Annotated in this window: 9 protein-coding genes; 2 read left to right on the forward strand and 7 right to left on the reverse strand. The window is 55.4% G+C overall.

What is annotated here, in order from left to right; all coding sequences use genetic code 11:
• Positions 1–852 precede the first annotated feature (852 nt).
• The 4 genes from BUE18_RS09585 to BUE18_RS09600 form a co-directional block, all read right to left on the reverse strand.
• Complete coding sequence (locus BUE18_RS09585; RefSeq protein ID WP_342039440.1) at positions 853–1,149, reverse strand: PxxKW family cysteine-rich protein; 297 nt, start codon at positions 1,147–1,149, stop codon at positions 853–855.
• A 268-nt stretch (positions 1,150–1,417) separates the two neighbouring features.
• Entirely contained in the window at positions 1,418–2,245 is an 828-nt protein-coding gene (locus tag BUE18_RS09590; protein WP_073475196.1) for a hypothetical protein, read from the reverse strand.
• Between the two features lie 115 nt (positions 2,246–2,360).
• The gene (locus BUE18_RS09595; protein WP_170868314.1) at positions 2,361–3,824 is read right to left on the reverse strand and encodes a hypothetical protein; all 1,464 of its coding nucleotides are present in this window, start codon (positions 3,822–3,824) and stop codon (positions 2,361–2,363) included.
• Between the two features lie 160 nt (positions 3,825–3,984).
• On the reverse strand, positions 3,985–5,790 hold the full coding sequence (locus tag BUE18_RS09600) for a PAS domain-containing sensor histidine kinase (protein WP_244549301.1): 1,806 nt from the start codon (positions 5,788–5,790) through the stop codon (positions 3,985–3,987).
• A gap of 197 nt (positions 5,791–5,987) precedes the next feature.
• Here BUE18_RS09600 and BUE18_RS09605 point away from each other — a divergent pair, with 197 nt between their 5' ends.
• Positions 5,988–7,118, forward strand: coding sequence for an SMP-30/gluconolactonase/LRE family protein (locus tag BUE18_RS09605; RefSeq protein WP_073475201.1), 1,131 nt, complete (start codon positions 5,988–5,990; stop codon positions 7,116–7,118).
• Between the two features lie 15 nt (positions 7,119–7,133).
• Here the strand turns inward: BUE18_RS09605 and BUE18_RS09610 are convergent, their stop codons facing one another.
• Positions 7,134–8,393, reverse strand: a complete 1,260-nt coding sequence (locus BUE18_RS09610) for a diguanylate cyclase (protein ID WP_073475202.1) — start codon at positions 8,391–8,393, stop codon at positions 7,134–7,136.
• A 608-nt stretch (positions 8,394–9,001) separates the two neighbouring features.
• Here BUE18_RS09610 and BUE18_RS09620 point away from each other — a divergent pair.
• The gene (locus BUE18_RS09620; RefSeq protein ID WP_073475205.1) at positions 9,002–15,322 is read left to right on the forward strand and encodes an LVIVD repeat-containing protein; all 6,321 of its coding nucleotides are present in this window, start codon (positions 9,002–9,004) and stop codon (positions 15,320–15,322) included.
• A gap of 162 nt (positions 15,323–15,484) precedes the next feature.
• Here BUE18_RS09620 and BUE18_RS09625 read toward each other — a convergent pair whose 3' ends face one another.
• Both BUE18_RS09625 and BUE18_RS09630 read right to left on the reverse strand, forming a co-directional pair.
• Entirely contained in the window at positions 15,485–16,141 is a 657-nt protein-coding gene (locus BUE18_RS09625) for a DUF1847 domain-containing protein (RefSeq protein ID WP_073475207.1), read from the reverse strand.
• Positions 16,142–16,831: 690 nt separating this feature from the next.
• Complete coding sequence (locus BUE18_RS09630; protein ID WP_073475209.1) at positions 16,832–17,263, reverse strand: DUF1178 family protein; 432 nt, start codon at positions 17,261–17,263, stop codon at positions 16,832–16,834.
• Positions 17,264–17,438 lie beyond the last annotated feature (175 nt).

A 17,438-nucleotide genomic window follows, 5' to 3' on the forward strand; every position in this document is an offset into this window, starting at 1 on the left:
CTTTTTCAGTGATTTTTATCCGGTATTTCAGGAATGCGTCCTGAAAAATCGGAAAAGCAGCATACCAAAGTATGCCGACCGGTATAAATATTTGGAAATGTATATTTTTCCGATCGTGTAAAACCTTTTGCAAAAAGGCAATAAACGAAAAAAGAGCGAAAGCTCGCTTGCATTTCCGGCCTGCCAAAAAGGGCCAATTTGGGAGGAATCGCCGCAACGTGCTGATATCAGACAACATGGGGAGACAAAAAAAGCCGCTCCGGGTCGGAGCGGCTTATTCTCTTTTTGTCCTGAATTTCAGGATTAAAAAGGAGGGTGACGGGGCGAGGGTCCCTGCAATGTCTTTTCAGGGAGGGTGGAGGGGGGGGTACACTGAAAACACAGTAGCATCTGGACCCTCATCAAACCGGTTGCCCTGACTGGAGGCCTTGGATCCAGTCGGGTGGGCGGTCGGTTCTTGCCCGCGTCGCCATCTGACGTCTATAGTAAGCACATTTTATGCCATTTGCAACAAAAAAATATATGAAATATTTCACAAGCTCCTGAGCCCGCATTATAGGCGGATGGATGGAGCCCGGGGCCTCAGCCGGCCCTATGCGCTTACTACCTGCAAATCGCTTGATTTTCCAAGGGTGTCAATAATCTACCGTTTTCGTAAAAATTATGACGCCTGTTTTGTAAGCCGGGGGGAGCGCTCCTGAAGCTCGGACGCGCAGCCTCCCTGTCAAGCGATTGCATAGCAAAAGGCCCATTCAAAAAGAGCAAGGGGCCTTTTGGCAATGACAAAATTGTATTTCCTGGTCTGAAAAACCGACACTTTTGTATGCCGGCCGTACTGCATGAACGAAAGAATCAGTGGCCGCCGCGCTTGGAAGCCTTCAACGGGTTGATCTTCACGCCTTCCTTGGTCTCGCGGGCCACGTGGGTCGCCAGGTTGCAGTTGCCGTTCTTCCATTTAATGCCCGGCTCGGGGCAGGCGGTGCAGTACCAGCCGCTCTCCAACTCCACCACGCGGGTGCAGCCGGTGCACTGTTCAACAAGCGTAAAGCAGGCCCCGCCGTTGTAGGAGCAGCCTTTTTTGGTCATGAAAGGACATTCTTGGCCTTTTTTGATGGTGGTGCAAAGCATAGGTGAAATTCCCCCTTGCATTTAAATTTTGTTTCACCCTATTCATATAGGGCTTTTAACGTAATCGGACAAAAGAAAAGCCAGCTTTAAGCCAAAAAGCCGGCGACTATTTCATTGGCGCGAAAAAAAAGAGCGCTTCGTACTTCTGCCTGCGCCCTTTTAGCCGCGTAACAAAAGAAGCCTAATATAGAGCCGGCCCGGGCCTGTGTCAAGGAAAAATGAAAGACGGCGTATTTCATCAATAATCGTCAAAAAGCCGTCAGCCTGACAAAGGGCGCCGCCGCCTGCTTCACCCGGACCTTTTGGCCAGATATATCTTAAACCACAATTCTGTATTTTCTGGGGAAAACATCCCGGGGCCGCCTTTCCCTCCGCCGGGGCCGCCCCCCCTTCCGCCTCCGGGGACGCCAGGGCCGCCGCCCATGGCGTTCAATGCGCCGGGGGGGCCGCCGCCCATGCCGGAACCTCCGCCTTGGGGGGAAGTCAGCACGCCCATGCCAAGGGGGGCGGCAATTTCACCGCCGCCTAAATGCTGCAGGCTGATGCGCGCTTCGTACACAAACAGGTCGTGGGAGCGTCCGATGCAAACCCGGATGTCCTCCAGGGCGTCGGCGTCCTCCACCTCCAGCAGGCGCTCCTGATCTTCTTCCGGCCCCAGGATTTGCACCTCGCCCGGCATGAAAGGCCTATGCTCCCGGCTGCCTATGTCGTTGTTGCGGGGCCGCTCCATGGCGCCTGGCATTCGGTCCAAGCCTCCTTCCGGCCCGTCTTCCATATCCCGGCGGACGCCCATGGCGCCCACCGGATAGCGAACGCCGAATTCCTGGTCTTGGCCTCCGTCCAGGTCAAACCATAAAGCCAGGCCCGAACGCATAGCCTGTTGGGCGAAGCCCCGGTTTCGCGAAGAAACCCGCACGTACAAATAGTGGTCGTTATTGTATGCGCCCACCAAAATCCGGCTGTCTTCGTCGTAATACAAAAGGCATTCTTGCCAATCGTCATCCTGGCCGTCAATGGCGAGGCCTCCGTCCAGCCATTTACTGTGAAGCTCAGGCCGGGCGCATCCCGCGCCGCCCATGGCCAGGATCAGGCAAAAAAGCAAGCAAGGTTTTTTCATGATTGCATATCCGCGAATCAAGGTTTTCGTGAGGCCCGAAAGGGCCGTTTCCGCCTTGATATTGGGTCGCGGACATGTTGGATGGGGTTACAAACGCGATTAATATTCTTGGGCGTCAGGGGAGGCCGGCCAGCTTTTTGAGGATCAGGATGGCTTCCTCCACCCCGGCCCTTCCATCGCCGTCCATGTCGTATAGGGGAAAATTTCCCACGCCTCTCGCTCCCGCCTGGATTTGCAGGCAGAACAACGCGTCTTTCAAGGTCAGAACCCCGTCCTGATCCGGATCTCCGGGCCAGGGCGCCGTATAAACGGTGGGGTCGGTTCCGGAAAGAAACTCCTCCACGTTGGTGTATGCGTCGCCGTCCGGGTTTTCCTGGCTGTCGTCATACATGGGATCCAGGCCGTATGTCACTTCCCAGCCGTCCCACATTTGATCGCCTTCCGAGTCCTTCACATTGGGGTCCGTCAAATAACGATATTCTCCGGCGTCGCTCAGGCCGTCCTGGTCCTGATCGCCGGTTCCGTTGGAAACCCCCAGGGCGCCGAAATGCTCCCTTTCATAACTGTCAAAAAGCCGGTCGTTGTCCGAATCCTCGCTAATGGGCATGTCCAGGAGTACGCTCACGTCTTCCACCCGAACGGTCCGGGTGACGGGAAAGGCCAGCCCTCCGCCTGTAAAGGTCACGTCATACCTGCCGGAGGCGAGGATGGGCACGGCGAACCCGCCGCTGGGCGGGGTCACTGCATAGTAATTTCCACCCACGGGGGTGACGGTGACATTGCCGCCGATGCCTTCCCCGGAGTCGTAATAGTCGTTGCCGTTCAAGTCCTCCCAGAGCGTGCCCACCAAAAAGCGGTTGTAGTGGTCTGCGGGATCCGTGTAGGCCCGGGCGAAGTTTTCCGTCACTACAAGAGGGCCTACATGAGTGCCGGAATCGTTTTCGGGAACCACGGCGATGCCGATGTTGTACATGTCGCCGGCTATAAAATTGCCGTAGGAAACCTTGATGGACATGGTGTTGTACCGATGCCCGGGAGGCACTTGCATGCCGCCTTCTCCGTAACCCCAGTCGATGTTAAATCCCGCATGGCAGTATATTCCGTTTTTGGCGTAGGCGTATACGCTGAGGCCCACCCTGTTCCATACAAAGCCGGAGGCGTCAACCCGGTCCAACTGCCCGGTATGGGTTTGGTTGTCAATTGAGATCATATACTGGCTGTGCTCATAGGCCGCGCTGTACAAACGATTGTCAAAGGCGCCGGGCGGCTGGGCGGGCAGGGCGTCAAACTGATCCTGCATCATGTCCAGGTCCACGCTGAAGGCGGAAATGGCGCCTAAAGTATCCGGGTCATCCAGGTTTGCCAGAAAATACCCCTCCTGGGAGGGATTGGCTCGGGCGCGGTTCAACAGCCACAACTGCTGCTGTTCCAATCCGTTGGGGTGCTCGTCGTTCGCCGTTTTGTGGTACGTCCATTCCACGGCGGCGCCCCTAAAGTCCCTGGGTTCCTCAAAAACCGTGGAAACGCCTTCCCGTTCATATACTGGCGGATTTTCTTCAGGAATTTCATTAGCGTACAAGGGGGGAGGGCGCATCGCCAAAAGACTGACGGCCGCTGTCAAAACTATTAGGCTCCATGCTGCTCGGAATAGGTTTTTAGGGCATTCCATGGCCACAATATCCTTAAATTAAATACTTAAGAATATTCCAAGCAACATCCGTTCCAATTACATTATTCGCTTATTCTTCGGGCCTATGGATCGGAAGCGACACCGTAAAGGTGGTCCCCTCCCCGGGAACGCTGGAAACCTTGATGTCGCCTCCGTGGTCCCGGATGAATCCGTAGCACACGGACAGCCCCAGGCCCACGCCCTGGACGCTGCCCTTGGTGGTGAAAAAGGTGTCGAATATCTTGCTGAGGTTCTCCTCGGGAATGCCCACGCCCGTGTCGGCCAGGTCAATATAAATAAAATCCCCCTGGGCCCGGCTGGTTATGGTGAAGGTCCCGCCCTCCGGCATGGCGTCCCGCGCGTTGGCGATTACGTTCAAAAACACCTGACGCAATTGATTCTTGGAGGCCATGACAGGCTCCAGCCCCTCGGCCAGATCGCGGACCACCTTGACGTCGTTTTCCTGCAACTGCCTTTCGTGCAGTAAAAGCAATTCCTCCAAAATGGTGTTGATGTCCGTGATCTGACGCTCCTCCTGGTCCGGCTTGGAAAAGCTGAGCATCTTCTTCAGCATTTCGGAAATCCGTACGGTCTCGGATAAAGCCATGTCCAGGATTTTGCGCCGCTTGGAAGTTTCGGGGATTTCCGTCTTCAATAGTTCCAGGGTGTTCATAATGCCGAACAGAGGATTGTTCAGCTCGTGAGCCAGTTGACTGGTGAGTTTGCCCATGGCGGCCAGCTTCTCCGACTGCAAAAGCTGCTCTTTGACGTTGTTCAACTTTTGCTCCATGCTGGCCCGCTCCCGCATATCCACCATAATGCCCACGGAAGCCATTTCCCTGCCCTGGGCGTCGTAAATGATCGCCGCCGACATGTTGGCCTCGATGAACTCCCCCTCCCGGGTTCTGGCGAGCAACGGATACGACCTTACTAAACCGCGGCCTCCATGCTCCCGGGAGCGCATCATTTTCATAACCCTTCTGGCCATGCCTTCCGGGTAGACGTCCACGATGTTCATGCGTCCGATAACGTCATGGGCCTTGTAGCCCAAAAGCTCCTCAGCCCCCCGGTTCCAGATCAGGATGTTGCCTTTCATGTCCGCCGCCATAATCGCGTTGGGCGAGCTTTGGATCACCTTGTCGAAAAAGTCGTGAGCCTCCTGGACCTCCCTTTCCATGAGCTTGCGTTGGGACTGGTCCACGATTATCCCTTCGTATCCCAGGACCTCGCCGTGATCGTCGTAGCGCACGTGGCCGGCGATAATCACCGAAACCGGCTTGCCGTCCCGGGTTTTGAAATCCACCGCGTAATTGGAGACCATGCCGGATTTTTCGATCATCTCCATGAACTTGTCCCGGTCTTCGGCGTTCAGGTAGATGTCCCTGGCTATGTCCATGGCCAGAAACTCTTCCTTGCTGTCGTAATTCAGCATTTTCAGCAAAGCCGGATTGGCGTCCAGAAAATTGCCTTCCTTGGAGCTGACATAGACCCCGCAGGGGACCTGATCGAACAGCCTTTCGTAATCCTGCTTGTGGGAGCGGATTTTTCGCTCCTGCTGCTTGGACCGGGTGACGTCCCGGAATATGCTCATTTTGGAGATGCTTTGATCCGCGTTGGTAAGAGGCAGTTCAGTGATGCGAAACACCTTGCCCACCCGTTCCAGGTCCATCTCATATTGGACCGTGGCCTGCTCCTCAAACACTTCTTTGGCACGGCACCAGGAGCACGGCGCCTGGGACTGAATAAGCATCTCGTGGCATTTTTTGCCCGTATGGTCCCCGAAAATGCGGATCATGGCTTCGTTCATAAACTCCACCGTGTAGTCCGCGTTGACCACGTAAATTCCGTCCTGCATAGCGTGTAAAATAGAAATCAAACGAGGAGTCTCCCTGTTTTCCATGGCGCACCTCAATCCGGTTAATCTGTTTATTAACAGGATTCCTGATCGCTCCTAAACAAGTCAAGCAAAACCCGGTCCATTCCATTCCGAATTTGCAGTTTTATCCGAAATAATGATATGGTTTTTTCGCCAATCCCGAAAACCCGAACCACCGGCCTTGGAAGGAATCCGCCATGAAACGCCTGTTTTCTCTGTTTTTTACTTTGATATTCGTTCTAACCGCCTATTTATTGTTTTGGCCGGTTCCCGTGGACCCGGCGGCGTGGCAGGCCCCGGAGGATCTGGGCTATACCGGGCCGTTTTCCGCCAACAACAAACTGGCGGGCCTGGAATACGTGAACATAGGTTCCGGAACCGGACCCGAAGGCGTCGCCGTGGATGCACAGGGCCGCATTTACACGGGCACGGCCCAGGGCTGGATTGTGCGCCTGGACAAGGACGGCAAAAATCCCCAAAATTGGGTCAATACCGCAGGCAGGCCCTTGGGTATGGCCTTTTCGCCCGACGGAAATCTGATAGTCGCCGACGCCATAGAAGGCCTGTTGTCCATCGGGCCGGACGGGCAGGCCGCCGTCCTGGCCAGTAGGGCCCAGGGAGTCCCCATCGCTTACGCCGACGACCTGGACGTCGCCCGGGACGGAAAAATCTATTTTACCGACGCATCCGTCAAATTCAACCCCTCCACCGTTGGGAATTCCGTGGACGCCAGCATGCTGGACCTGGTTGAGCACGGCGGAAACGGCCGTTTGCTCATGTACGATCCAAACACAAAAAGGGCCTCCGTGCTGGTCGACGGGCTGCAGTTCGCCAACGGCGCGGCCGTGTCCCACGACGGCATGTCGGTTTTATTCAACGAGACCGGCGCATACAGGGTCATGCGCTATTGGCTGGAAGGGCGTCTAAAAGGCCAGGTCACCCCGGTTCTGGAAAACCTTCCGGGTTTCCCGGACAATATCACCCGGGGCATGGACGGCCGCTACTGGGTGGCCCTGGTGGCGCCCAGGAACGCCTTGCTGGACAAGCTCTCTGACCAGCCCTTTGCGCGGAAAATCATCGTCCGCCTGCCAAAATTCATTCGCCCCAAGGCCGAGCATTACGGTCATATCTTCGCCATCAACGACCAGGGCAAGGTGCTTGCGGATCTCCAGGACCCGGCCGGCGTATTCCCGGCCAACACCAGCGCCCTGGAAACCCAAACCCACATCCTCCTGGGCAGCCTGGAAGCCCCCCACATGGCAAGGTTGGATAAAGGGAGAATACCTGAATTCAGAGAGGAGGGAAGGAGTATAGTCCCTCAGAAGTGACTGTGGATGTTTTCGCTATTTGGCTTGATCGGAGGCGACCACCGTCCGGTTTCTGCCTTCCTGTTTGGCCCTGTACAAAGCGTCGTCCGCCGTTTTGACAAGAACGTCGGCTTCATTTCCCACCTCATCTCCGGAAATCATGTCCAGGGACGCCACACCCACGCTGACGGTGACGGGAATGCTTCGGCCGTCCGGGATGTTGAATTCCGAGGACTCCACGTTCCGCCGGACTTTCTCTGCAGCCATCCTGGCCTGGGAGACGGTGGACTCCGTCAATATCACCGCAAATTCCTCGCCGCCCCAGCGGGCTGGCACGTCCGCTTTGCGCACATTGTCTTTTAACAGCGCGGCGAACTGGGTCAGCACCCAGTCCCCAGCCTGATGCCCGTAGTTGTCATTAACCTTCTTGAAATGATCGATATCCAGAATCATCAGGCTTATGGGCGAGTTGTAACGCAAAGAGCGAGAGATCTCCTCCTCCAGGCGGGTTTCGAAATGCCTGCGGTTATGCAACCGGGTGAGTTCGTCCGTAATGGACATGACTTCGATGGTTTCGTAGGCCGTGGTTAAGCGCCGGGCCAGCCTGGACACAAGAAACCAGATCATGCTCAACAGGCTCAGGGAAATGGCTGCGGTCAGGCCGGATGCAATGAGCGTGTTGGCCCGCATTTGGGTATAAATGTCCGTTACGTCCAATGCAACGCTGATGCCGCCGCGCACCTCGCCTTTCTTGTAGCCTTGTTTGGCGTGGCATTTCAGGCAGGATGCCTCAACAAATAAAGGCGCCATATACTGAAAAACCGTTCGCCCGTTTTTTTCGATGGTTTCAAATGACTCCTTCACGCCACTTTCAAAGGAGAGCAGTGCGGCCGTCTCAAAATCATTGGCGTAATTGTCTGGGTTTAACGGCCTCAGGCTGGTTATATGATACCGAAAATCCTGGGCCTTTTCCGCGAAAACAGAAATTTCTCGCGTCATAAGCGCCGGGTTTTTCATGGTGTACACCTTGCCGTCCACGGTGTATATGTCCGGATTCTCCAGGTACGGATTGGACTCGATGCCGGCCGCCTTTTCGACAAAGACCCCGCCGTACTGAGCGTTCCATCTCCTGGCAAGGACGATGTTCTGGAAGTGGGACCTGGCCGTAACAACTATTTGGTTGTGGATAATCTGGTTGGTTCTGAAGATGAAGCCTAATAATATTACCGTCAAAAAAATGACAATAACCAGGCTCAGGTTGATCAGGAAAATTCTCCACACTCTTTGCTTTTTCATGCCCGCTATGTCCTTAACCTTACGGCTTGTAAATCAATCCGCCGGGGGTCATCTTCTCCGGCTGATAGAGGCGCGCTTAAACGCCGGAGCCGCCTATATCGCCGCCTCGACGTTCAACAAGGAACAATCAATGCCGGTTGGCCCCGGGTTAATGCTTAAGTTGAGTAAAAGTCCTTGTATTCATGCGACAATTTTTAAGAATGCATGAAGCGTGCAAAAAAAGGATTTGCGAGCGGTTGCGGCGACACGGCGCCGCTTTATCCGCCAGATAGGAAGCGGCTTTCTCGGGGCGTCCGTCCGCCTGGCTCTATGCCGGCTGCCAGCCTTTTGAATGCAATGAAATATATCAATCAGTAAAAAATCTTAAATTACGATTTTATATGTATTGTTTGGCAGGAATTTTCCTATGCCGAGGTCAAATGTCGCATTTTTATCCCTGCAGGGTTGACTCCCATCCAATAGGCAAATATTCTTCCCAATCATTTTCGGCACAAAAAAATACAGCGATTCAGGCATAAAGCATTGTTAAGGACACCCCTCGCCCGCTCGTAATCGCCGTCCACGTCTTTATTCTTTGCCAAGGCTGCCTGAGCCAAAGGAGTAGACCCATGCCGCGCCCTGGACTTCGACCCTATTCCATGATGAAAATCGCCGTTGTTATCAGCTTTGTCCTATGCCTGTTTTCCGCCTCCGTCCATGCAGAGGGCTGGAGCATTGAGCCCGCCGGTTCTATTGGCGGCTGGAGAGGAGCCATTGCGAAATCCGGCGACTACGCTTATTTCGCCGAAGGCCAGGCTCTGCGGACGGCGGATCTGACCGGCGACGCTCCCGAGATTGTGGCCAGCCTCTCCTTATCCGGAGAACCGGCTGCGGTTTTGGCTTCCGGAAATTACGTGTACGTGGCCGGCGTCAACCAGTTCGTCGTGGTGGATGTTTCCGATCCTTTGTCTCCCGAGGAAGCGGGCTCTTGCGAGGTCCTGAGCGAAGGCCTGGGCAGGGGAGGCGTCTCCATGGACGGGGACAGGATATACCTGGCCTTTGACGTTTCGGGCGCGGACTTCACCCTGCAGGTTGTGGATATCAGCACGCCGGACGCCCCCTCCGTCATCACTTCCACCACCCTGATTCCCGCGGACAGAATTCTGGTTTCCAACAACCTGCTTTACGCAGCCTGCGAGGATACGAACTTCCGGATTTATAACGTGTCCGACCTGGACAATATTAGCGAGTTGGGCGCGTACTCGCCCGTATGCCCGGGCTACACCATGGCGAAAAAAGGGAGTTTCATTTACATCAGCTGCGGCTATGAATCCCAGGGAGGGGTGCAGATAATCGACGTTTCCGACACCGGCGCCCCGTACAAGGAAAATGAATACGCCTATACGGACATGAGAGCCTACGGCGTGGATTTTAACGGGAATGTCACCTTTATTGCGGGCAATGACGCCGGCATGGTCGCGGCGGACCTGACCGACCCTGCGGCCCCGGTTTTTCGGGGGCAGTTCGACGAAGGATACGGGATAAGCAACCTGATTGTGGACTACCCCTACGCATACCTGATTTCAACCAAGGACCAGGCCCTCACCAAAGTGGCGATTGACGACCTGAGCGATATTACCGCCAACGGCTCCGGTTTTTCCCCCAGTTACGCCAACGTGCTGATTCTCGACGGAACCACGCTTTTTATGGGAGCGAGCCAAGCCTTATGGGCCTACGACATGACGGACCCTGACCTTCCGGTTTTAATCGGGCGTTGGACCGACTACGCAAACATTCAGAAGATGGCCGTGGAAAACGGCAGGCTGTATGGGCTGATCAGCAATGACCTTTACGTCCTGGACGTTTCGGACCCTGCTTCGGGCGTGTCATTGCTGGGAACCTACGATCCGGGAACCTACCCCGCCAAAATGGCTGTCTACAACGGCGTCGTCTATCTGGTGGAAACCGACGGAGACATGCTGGTAATCAATGCGTCCGCCGCACCAACTTTCTCCGTGGTGCAGGACGCGACCCTGTATGGGTCGGTTCAGGATTTGTACGTAGACGAGGGCCTTCTCTTATTGGCGGGCGCACCCGGTTCGTCCGGCCAGACCGCCGTTTACGAAATTGACGAAAGCGGCGCCTTGATCCCGGACGCGGTCATACCAGCCGATTACGGCAACGTTCGGTGCGCTGTGAAAAATGGATGCGTCGCCGTGGCCAGCCACACCGGATACGCCGCCTCGGGCACGGCGAACGGCTCTTTGGGGCTCTACCGCATCGTCCTGGGCAGCGGAACTGAAATGGACAAAATAGCCATCCCGGGCATGCAGTTTGACGACTTGTATGTATCGCCTTTGGAAGGCGAAGATCTTTTGGTTCTCGCCTCGGGGTATTGGGATAACAACGCCCGTAAAAGCACTGGCGACACCACAAACGGAACCCACACATTCACCTATGCAAGCGAGACGCAAACCATCACCAAAGAGGACGTCTGCAAATCTCCTTATCCCACCGGCATGACCGTCGTTCCAACGCCTTCAGGGGGCAGCATGCTCACGACTTGCGACATGTCCTACGGCAATTACACCCAGACAGTTAAGGTGGGCGACGGCCTTTGCTGCCTGACAACCAAAATTCTGCCCGCTGAGGCGAAACAGGACGGATGCACCGTCACGCCTGCGGAATGGGGCAGGGGGGAGTGCGGAACCGTGGTGACGCTGACTGCTGACGAGGTTTCGCCATGGAACTTCAAGGAATGGACCGGCGCGGCTTCCGGCTCGAATAGGCAAGAGGACGTTACCGTAAGCGGAGATTGCTCGGAGGCGATCGCCAATTTTGTCTCGCCCGTCCTGACCCTGGCCGCCGGAGGAGGCAACCCCGGTTACAACGAAGTCTACGGCCAAAACCCGGATAATGAAAAAGAAAAGGTCGCGGCCGTCATCAATCTTTCCGTGAATGACGTGGACGACTGGCGCGTTAATTCGGTTTCCTTCACCGCCTCCGGGACAGGCAATGAAAAAGACGACATCGCTGCTGTTAATCTGTATCTGGGCGGTGTGGGGGGAAACCTGCTTTCCTCCGGGGCTTACAATGCAGATAACGGCGTGGTTGCTTTAGCCGTCAATCAAGTCATCAACAAAGGCGAGAGCATCACCCTGACCCTGACCTATCTGTTCAACGAGGACAAATCCTGCCCCTGTAACGATTATTCAACGAGCATCAATGTGTCCCAGGTGAACGCCCTGCCCCTGGTTTACCCCAATTACAAAAAAGTCCCGCCCCTTCCCCAAGGGGTTTCCAGCGGCCCCCTTACCATCAAGCCCGGCATTATGGACGTAATCGACGGCGACAATCAATATGGCGAGAAAAAAGAGGCTCTGCCCGAGCCTTTTAAACTCCAGGTCACGCGCCAACATCCTGACTGCATTGAAAAAGTTCATTGGGAGCTTATGCCGGAAGCCATCGCCAATGGCGCCAAACTCTCCGGCGGGACTTCCATCGACACCCAGGTGGATGCTTCCGGGAATACCGAAACCACCCTGACTGTGGGCGAAAAAGTCGGCATGAAAAATCCCTATGTCACCAACGCCTATCTCTACAGCAAAGGCGCCGCTTGCTATTCATCCAGCGCAGGCAAGGTCTTCACCGCTTACGGCGCCGGCGTGGACGTGGCGCTCACTCCCGAGCATGACGGAACGGAGGGCTCCAGCGTCGTCTCCACCTTTGTTTCGGACATTCCCGCAACCAATAAGATGACCGTAAAAATCGACATGGCGCCCACCGACTTTGCGGAGGTTCAGCAAGTTAAATACGACATTGGCGGCGCCCTAAAAACCGGAACCATGGTCACCCAAAATAAGGAGTATTATGCAACCTACGACATGAAGGACTTCAGCAAGACCGAGCCCTTTGTGGTCACGATAGTCATGGAAAAGGACGGAAAAACCGTCGAACAGGAGGAAAACTATGAGCTAAAGGCCTTGAAGCTCCCAAGCTGGTTCGGCTTTCTGGAAAGCATCAGCGAGCAAATCAACAAGGACTGGAACGCCGGCGACGAATATTACTTCGTTACGTTTGAATACCCCACCAATTTCATCTGGAACGACTATGTCCCCTCCAGCATGGGCTTTTTGGGCGGACTGGACTTTGATTTGGGCGTGGAGTTCGTGGGAGAGGCCGACTATTTCATCACGGAAAAGTCCCGGTTCAGCGCCAAATGCAATTCCGAACCCAAGTTCCTGGGCCAAAAGATCTCTTTAAAGGGCGAACTGGTGGGCAATTTTGACGAGAAGTTCCTGTTCCAGCGCGGGACCGGCAAGATCGAAGCAACCACCACATTCGACCTGCCGTCCAAAGGCTTTTCCAAAACCTTTGTGGTTTACGCTGTGCCCATCACGGTGTCCGTGGACATCTCCGGCAACGTGGAAATTTACGTCAACGGCAACGCGGTCCTGAACAAGAAACTGCAGATTGAGCGGGCCGTGGTCACGCCGGGAACCACCATCACCGGAGATTTGACCTTGTCCCTGGCTGCGGTCCTGGGCCTTGCCAAGATTTCCGCCACAGGCTCTCCGTCCGTCAACATGGAAATCACTATAAATTATAAAAACTCCGCAGGCGTGGACACAACCTGGGGCGCGGAAGTCAAAGTGCCCATCAAAATTTGCGGCTCCCTGTTCTGGGGCCTGGCCAGTTCCGAGCTCTATTCCACGGAGCTTGGCCCCTGGTCCTTTAACAAAGGCCGCAAAGGCCTTTTGGATTACCCCCATCTTACCGTGGACGATATCAGCGTGCCCAGGCTCATGACCACCTCCGGCCTTTCCGCCAATTCCTCCGGCCGGCGGATCGCCGTCTGGATCGACGACGCTGAACCCGGCGAGGCCGAACCCAACCCGGACGTCTTCTTCCGGTATTTTGACGGAGCAAACTGGACTTCCGCAGCCCCCCTCATCGGCCTGGACAGCCCCAACAGCGAATGGGAAACCGATCCCCGGGTGGTCTTCATGGACGGGAATTACGCTCTGGCCGCCTGGACCACCAACGACGGCGATCCCAGCCTGGATAACCTGAACGACATCCTGGCCGCCCAGGATATTGACTACGCCGTATGGAACGGCTCTAACTGGTCCGTCCCCGCACGCGTCGTTGACGACGACAACGCGGACGGCTCCGTATCCCTGGCCTACGATCCTATAAACGCCAATGTCCTGGCCGCGTGGGTGCACGACATGGACAATTCCAACAGCGTCACTTCGCGCACGGACTGGATCATTCAATACTCGGCGTACGACATCGCCGGCGGCGTCTGGCCGGCCCCAGCCGCCATAACGGGAACCGCCTCCGGCACAGCCGACTTCTGCCCGGCCCTGGCGGCCAATGCAGACGGCCAGGGGCTCCTGGTCTGGTGCCGGGACGACGATGGCCTTTCTTACACGGAACTGGATGAAATCACAGACGGCTCAAACGTGGATTACACCAACACGGACGCCAATGTGTATTGGTCCTATTGGGACGGGGCGGGCTTCACGGCAGGCGCGGCTCTGACGGCCCCGGACTCGGCCACGGAAACCGCCTGCGACGTGTCCTGCGGGCCGGTGGATCTGGTTTATTCCAAGGAGGGAGGGCCGGAAACCTATACCCTGGCCATTGCTGTCTGGACCTCCAGTACGGCGGACGCCAAGACCCTCCACTACTCCGTGTTTGACTTTGACGCCATGCAATGGGGCGAACCGGGAATCATAACCCAAAACACCTCCTACATCGAGGATCCCAAGGTCGTGGTGGATTCCCTGGGCGCAGCCTCAGTCATCTGGCGGGCCGCCGACGGCGTGGAAGGCGACCTTTACATGAGCAAGGCCGGCGACCTGACCAATCCCGTTTGGAGCGAGCCGAAAAAAGTCACGGACGACCAATACGTGCAAACCAGCCCCTCCCTGGCCGTGGGCGCCAACGACGAGGTCGTCGCCTCATTCAACTCCTACGACATGGGCGCAGGCGCTTCCGTATCCGGCGCGGGATTCAGCGGCTCCATGAACGTGGCTCCGGCAAACCCCGAAACAGCCTCCCTGGCCGGAAACTGGAGCGACGCGGGCCAGGATCTGGATGTGGACGGCCTGTACGAGGCTTTGATTGTGTCCCTGGATGCGGCCGTCGTTCAGGCGGGCGACTATGAAGTGCGAGCGGATTTGTATTCCGATTACGGCAAGATCACGGATGCCTCCGCCCAATTCACCGCGGCCTCCGCCCTGACCGAAACCGTGCAACTGGCCTTTGACGGCGCCTACATAGGCGACCAGCAAGTGGACGGCCCCTATTACATACGGAATTTCAGAATTCTGGATAACAGTGCATCCTCCGTGCTGGCGGCTTCGGACTCGGCGCCTTACACCACCACGGAATACGCATACACGGACTTCATTTCCGGCCCCTTGTCCCTGGATAAGGAGGAATACCTGGGAACCGAAGACGCCATGACCGTCACCCTCATCCGGGCCGCCTTGAACGCCGATTCGGGCGTCGCGGAAACGGCTCAGGTCAAGGTGCTCAGCAGCATGGAGCCCAATGGGATCACCGTAGAGTTGAGCGAAACCGGGGCCAACACGGGAATCTTTGCGGGAACCGTCTCCTTCACCCTGGGGCAGTCCGTCTCGAACCCGCCCGCCATCTACGTGCTGGACCATAGCGTGGTCCAGGCAATCTGGTATGATGAGTCCAATTATCCCTGGAAAGCAACCGGCGTGTGGACCGCAGACATCCTGCAAGGCGACCTGGATCTGAACGGAGTTTCGGGCATGGCCGACGCCATTACCATCCTGCAGGTTTTAAGCGGGCTGGACCCGGAATTCGACATCAAGGGGTATACTTCCGCAGAGCCCTGGCTTGGCGAGGAAGAAGCCCTGTCAACCATGGACGCCCTGTATATTCTGCAGACCGTCGCCCAGGAATAAAAACAAAGGAGGGAAGCGCCTTCCACGGCCTTCCCTTCTTTTGACCACTTTTATGATTCGCGTCTTGCTACTGCCCGTTCCCATGCTTCGCGTAGGAATGTATGATTAACTATCTGAAACCATAATGTATATTTGTTTGGTCTGGCGGCCCGAATCCCTTGCTTAATCACCCTTGAGCTTGGGCTTCCGGGTGTTGATGCGGGTGTATATGTGCTTGGAGGTATACAGCGCAGCCAGGGGATTGTGCGCCAGCACCCGGTCCTTGACCGCCAGCACGGTCACCGGCGCCTTGGAATGCTTGATGAACAAGGTGTCGTCCCCTACGCACAAGCCGAGAAGAATGCTCAGGTCCACCCCTTCATGATCCAGAATTTCCGCCTGCCCAATGGGATTGCATAAAGGCTGGCGATGGCCGGGAAAGATTTTGTCCTCCTCAGGCAGGTCCACCTCGTCCGAACTCAGCGCCCCGCACATGCAGCAGACCGTGGCGATTTCAAAGCCTTCATTCAGCAGATAATTGGCGAACTTTTCGGCCTCCTCGGACAAGCCCACGCAAAAGGCCACGCCGAGCTTCTTGTATCCCTGCAGCCGGGCGAAGAGCGCGGTTTCCTCCACACGGGTCAGCTTGCCGTAATCCTTCCAGGTTTTGGCTACGTTTTGCGAGGTCGCCTTGTTATCTTCCTTTGCCAACTCCTCTTTGGAATGGGCGATCTGTTCTTCTCTGTGGAGTGACGGACAAAACTCCGGCGCCTGGCTGAGATCCCCCAAAAAACACCTTTTCCGTCCGCAATAACTGCAAAGAACTCCTTTGTCTGACATTGCCGCCTCCATAATTTGAATTTTTGTCTAAGGCTCGAAAAATCAAGGTTTATAGTTTATAAACATGGTGTTGAATGGCTATTGAAAAACGGTGAAAAAATGCCTGGCCTGCCCGGCTTTTGTTTTGTAAGCGCGCGCAGCGCAGTTTGGATAAGACGCTTCAATATTACACGAACTCCTCGGAAAAGTACATATAGGCCGGCATTGTCTGATTCGATTAACGAACGTCAGCAACGTTGCGAGGCTTGCTTGGCGTTCAGAAAAGAGCTACGTGCGACCTTGGCGCAGTGTTTTGTGATTGGCCTGGTTATATTGCTTTTCAGTTCTCTGGCCTTGGATGGGGGCTTTTTTTCAGCCTTATTTTGATATTGACGCCGATACACTGGTCAATAATTTTTGTTTTTCGCCGAAGATTCTTTGTGTTTCCCTTTAAGGCCTCAACCCGCGCTGCCTTGCTTTGGCTGTTTTCCTGGCCTGTTGCGGCGTTGCTCCTTACGGCTATTACGGGAGTCGCCATCTTTTTGCATGGGTAAAGCGGCGACGGCGGAATATAAGAGTATGTCAATGCCTGAAAAGCAAATCCGGAAGTCTCCCGAACCCCCGGATGAAATCATTTCCTTCATTAAAAAGCAGGACCAAGCCTCCGGCGTGCGGGGGCTGCAATGAATCCCGTTCTGAAGATGGTTGATTTTAAGCGTCCGTATCGTCTTTGGGGGCGGCGGGCATGGGGAACTTGACGAAGTTCACCCCTTCTTTTGCCAGGAGTTCCTCCTGGGCCTTGGTGCTGGTGCCTCGGATGTTGCGGGGTTCGGAGGCGCCGTAGTGGATTTTCAGGGCCTCATCCGTAAACTTGCTTCCTACATTATCAAAATTCTTATCTACATATTCAGCTAATTGTTTGATGATTTGCTCTTCGTTCAACTGCGGCGGCGGAGCCTCTTCCCGGTACTGGCTGGAGGAGGTCTTGATTCCAAAGGTCGAAGGCACGCGCACGGCTTCCGTGGAATCGCAAACCGGACAGCTCACGAGTTTCCTGGACAACTGGTCTTCCAGGGATTCCAGGTCGTCGAACCATCCCTCGAAAACGTGCCCGTTAATGCATTGCAGGTCAAAAATAATCATAGCTGGCAAATTGCTTTGCAAAGGTTGTTCTAAAAAACCATCCATGTTCCCATGGCGGCCCTGTTTTAATAATATAACACAGCCCGGCGGGATTTCAACGTTTATATTGACAGATTCGCTAGTTACCCATATCCTCATTGACTTATAAGGCGGAAAATCCCCGTTGCAGGCCAGC

The organism is Desulfatibacillum alkenivorans DSM 16219 (assembly GCF_900142135.1).
GTDB lineage: Bacteria > Desulfobacterota > Desulfobacteria > Desulfobacterales > Desulfatibacillaceae > Desulfatibacillum > Desulfatibacillum alkenivorans.

Bases quoted from the DNA above. Each gene is read 5' to 3' on its own strand.
- BUE18_RS09585 (WP_342039440.1), bottom strand. From the start codon at position 1,149: ATGCAAGGGGGAATTTCACCTATGCTTTGCACCACCATCAAAAAAGGC.
- BUE18_RS09590 (WP_073475196.1), bottom strand. From the start codon at position 2,245: ATGAAAAAACCTTGCTTGCTTTTTTGCCTGATCCTGGCCATGGGCGGC.
- BUE18_RS09605 (WP_073475201.1), top strand. From the start codon at position 5,988: ATGAAACGCCTGTTTTCTCTGTTTTTTACTTTGATATTCGTTCTAACC.
- BUE18_RS09610 (WP_073475202.1), bottom strand. From the start codon at position 8,393: ATGAAAAAGCAAAGAGTGTGGAGAATTTTCCTGATCAACCTGAGCCTG.
- BUE18_RS09620 (WP_073475205.1), top strand. From the start codon at position 9,002: ATGCCGCGCCCTGGACTTCGACCCTATTCCATGATGAAAATCGCCGTT.
- BUE18_RS09625 (WP_073475207.1), bottom strand. From the start codon at position 16,141: ATGTCAGACAAAGGAGTTCTTTGCAGTTATTGCGGACGGAAAAGGTGT.
- BUE18_RS09630 (WP_073475209.1), bottom strand. From the start codon at position 17,263: ATGATTATTTTTGACCTGCAATGCATTAACGGGCACGTTTTCGAGGGA.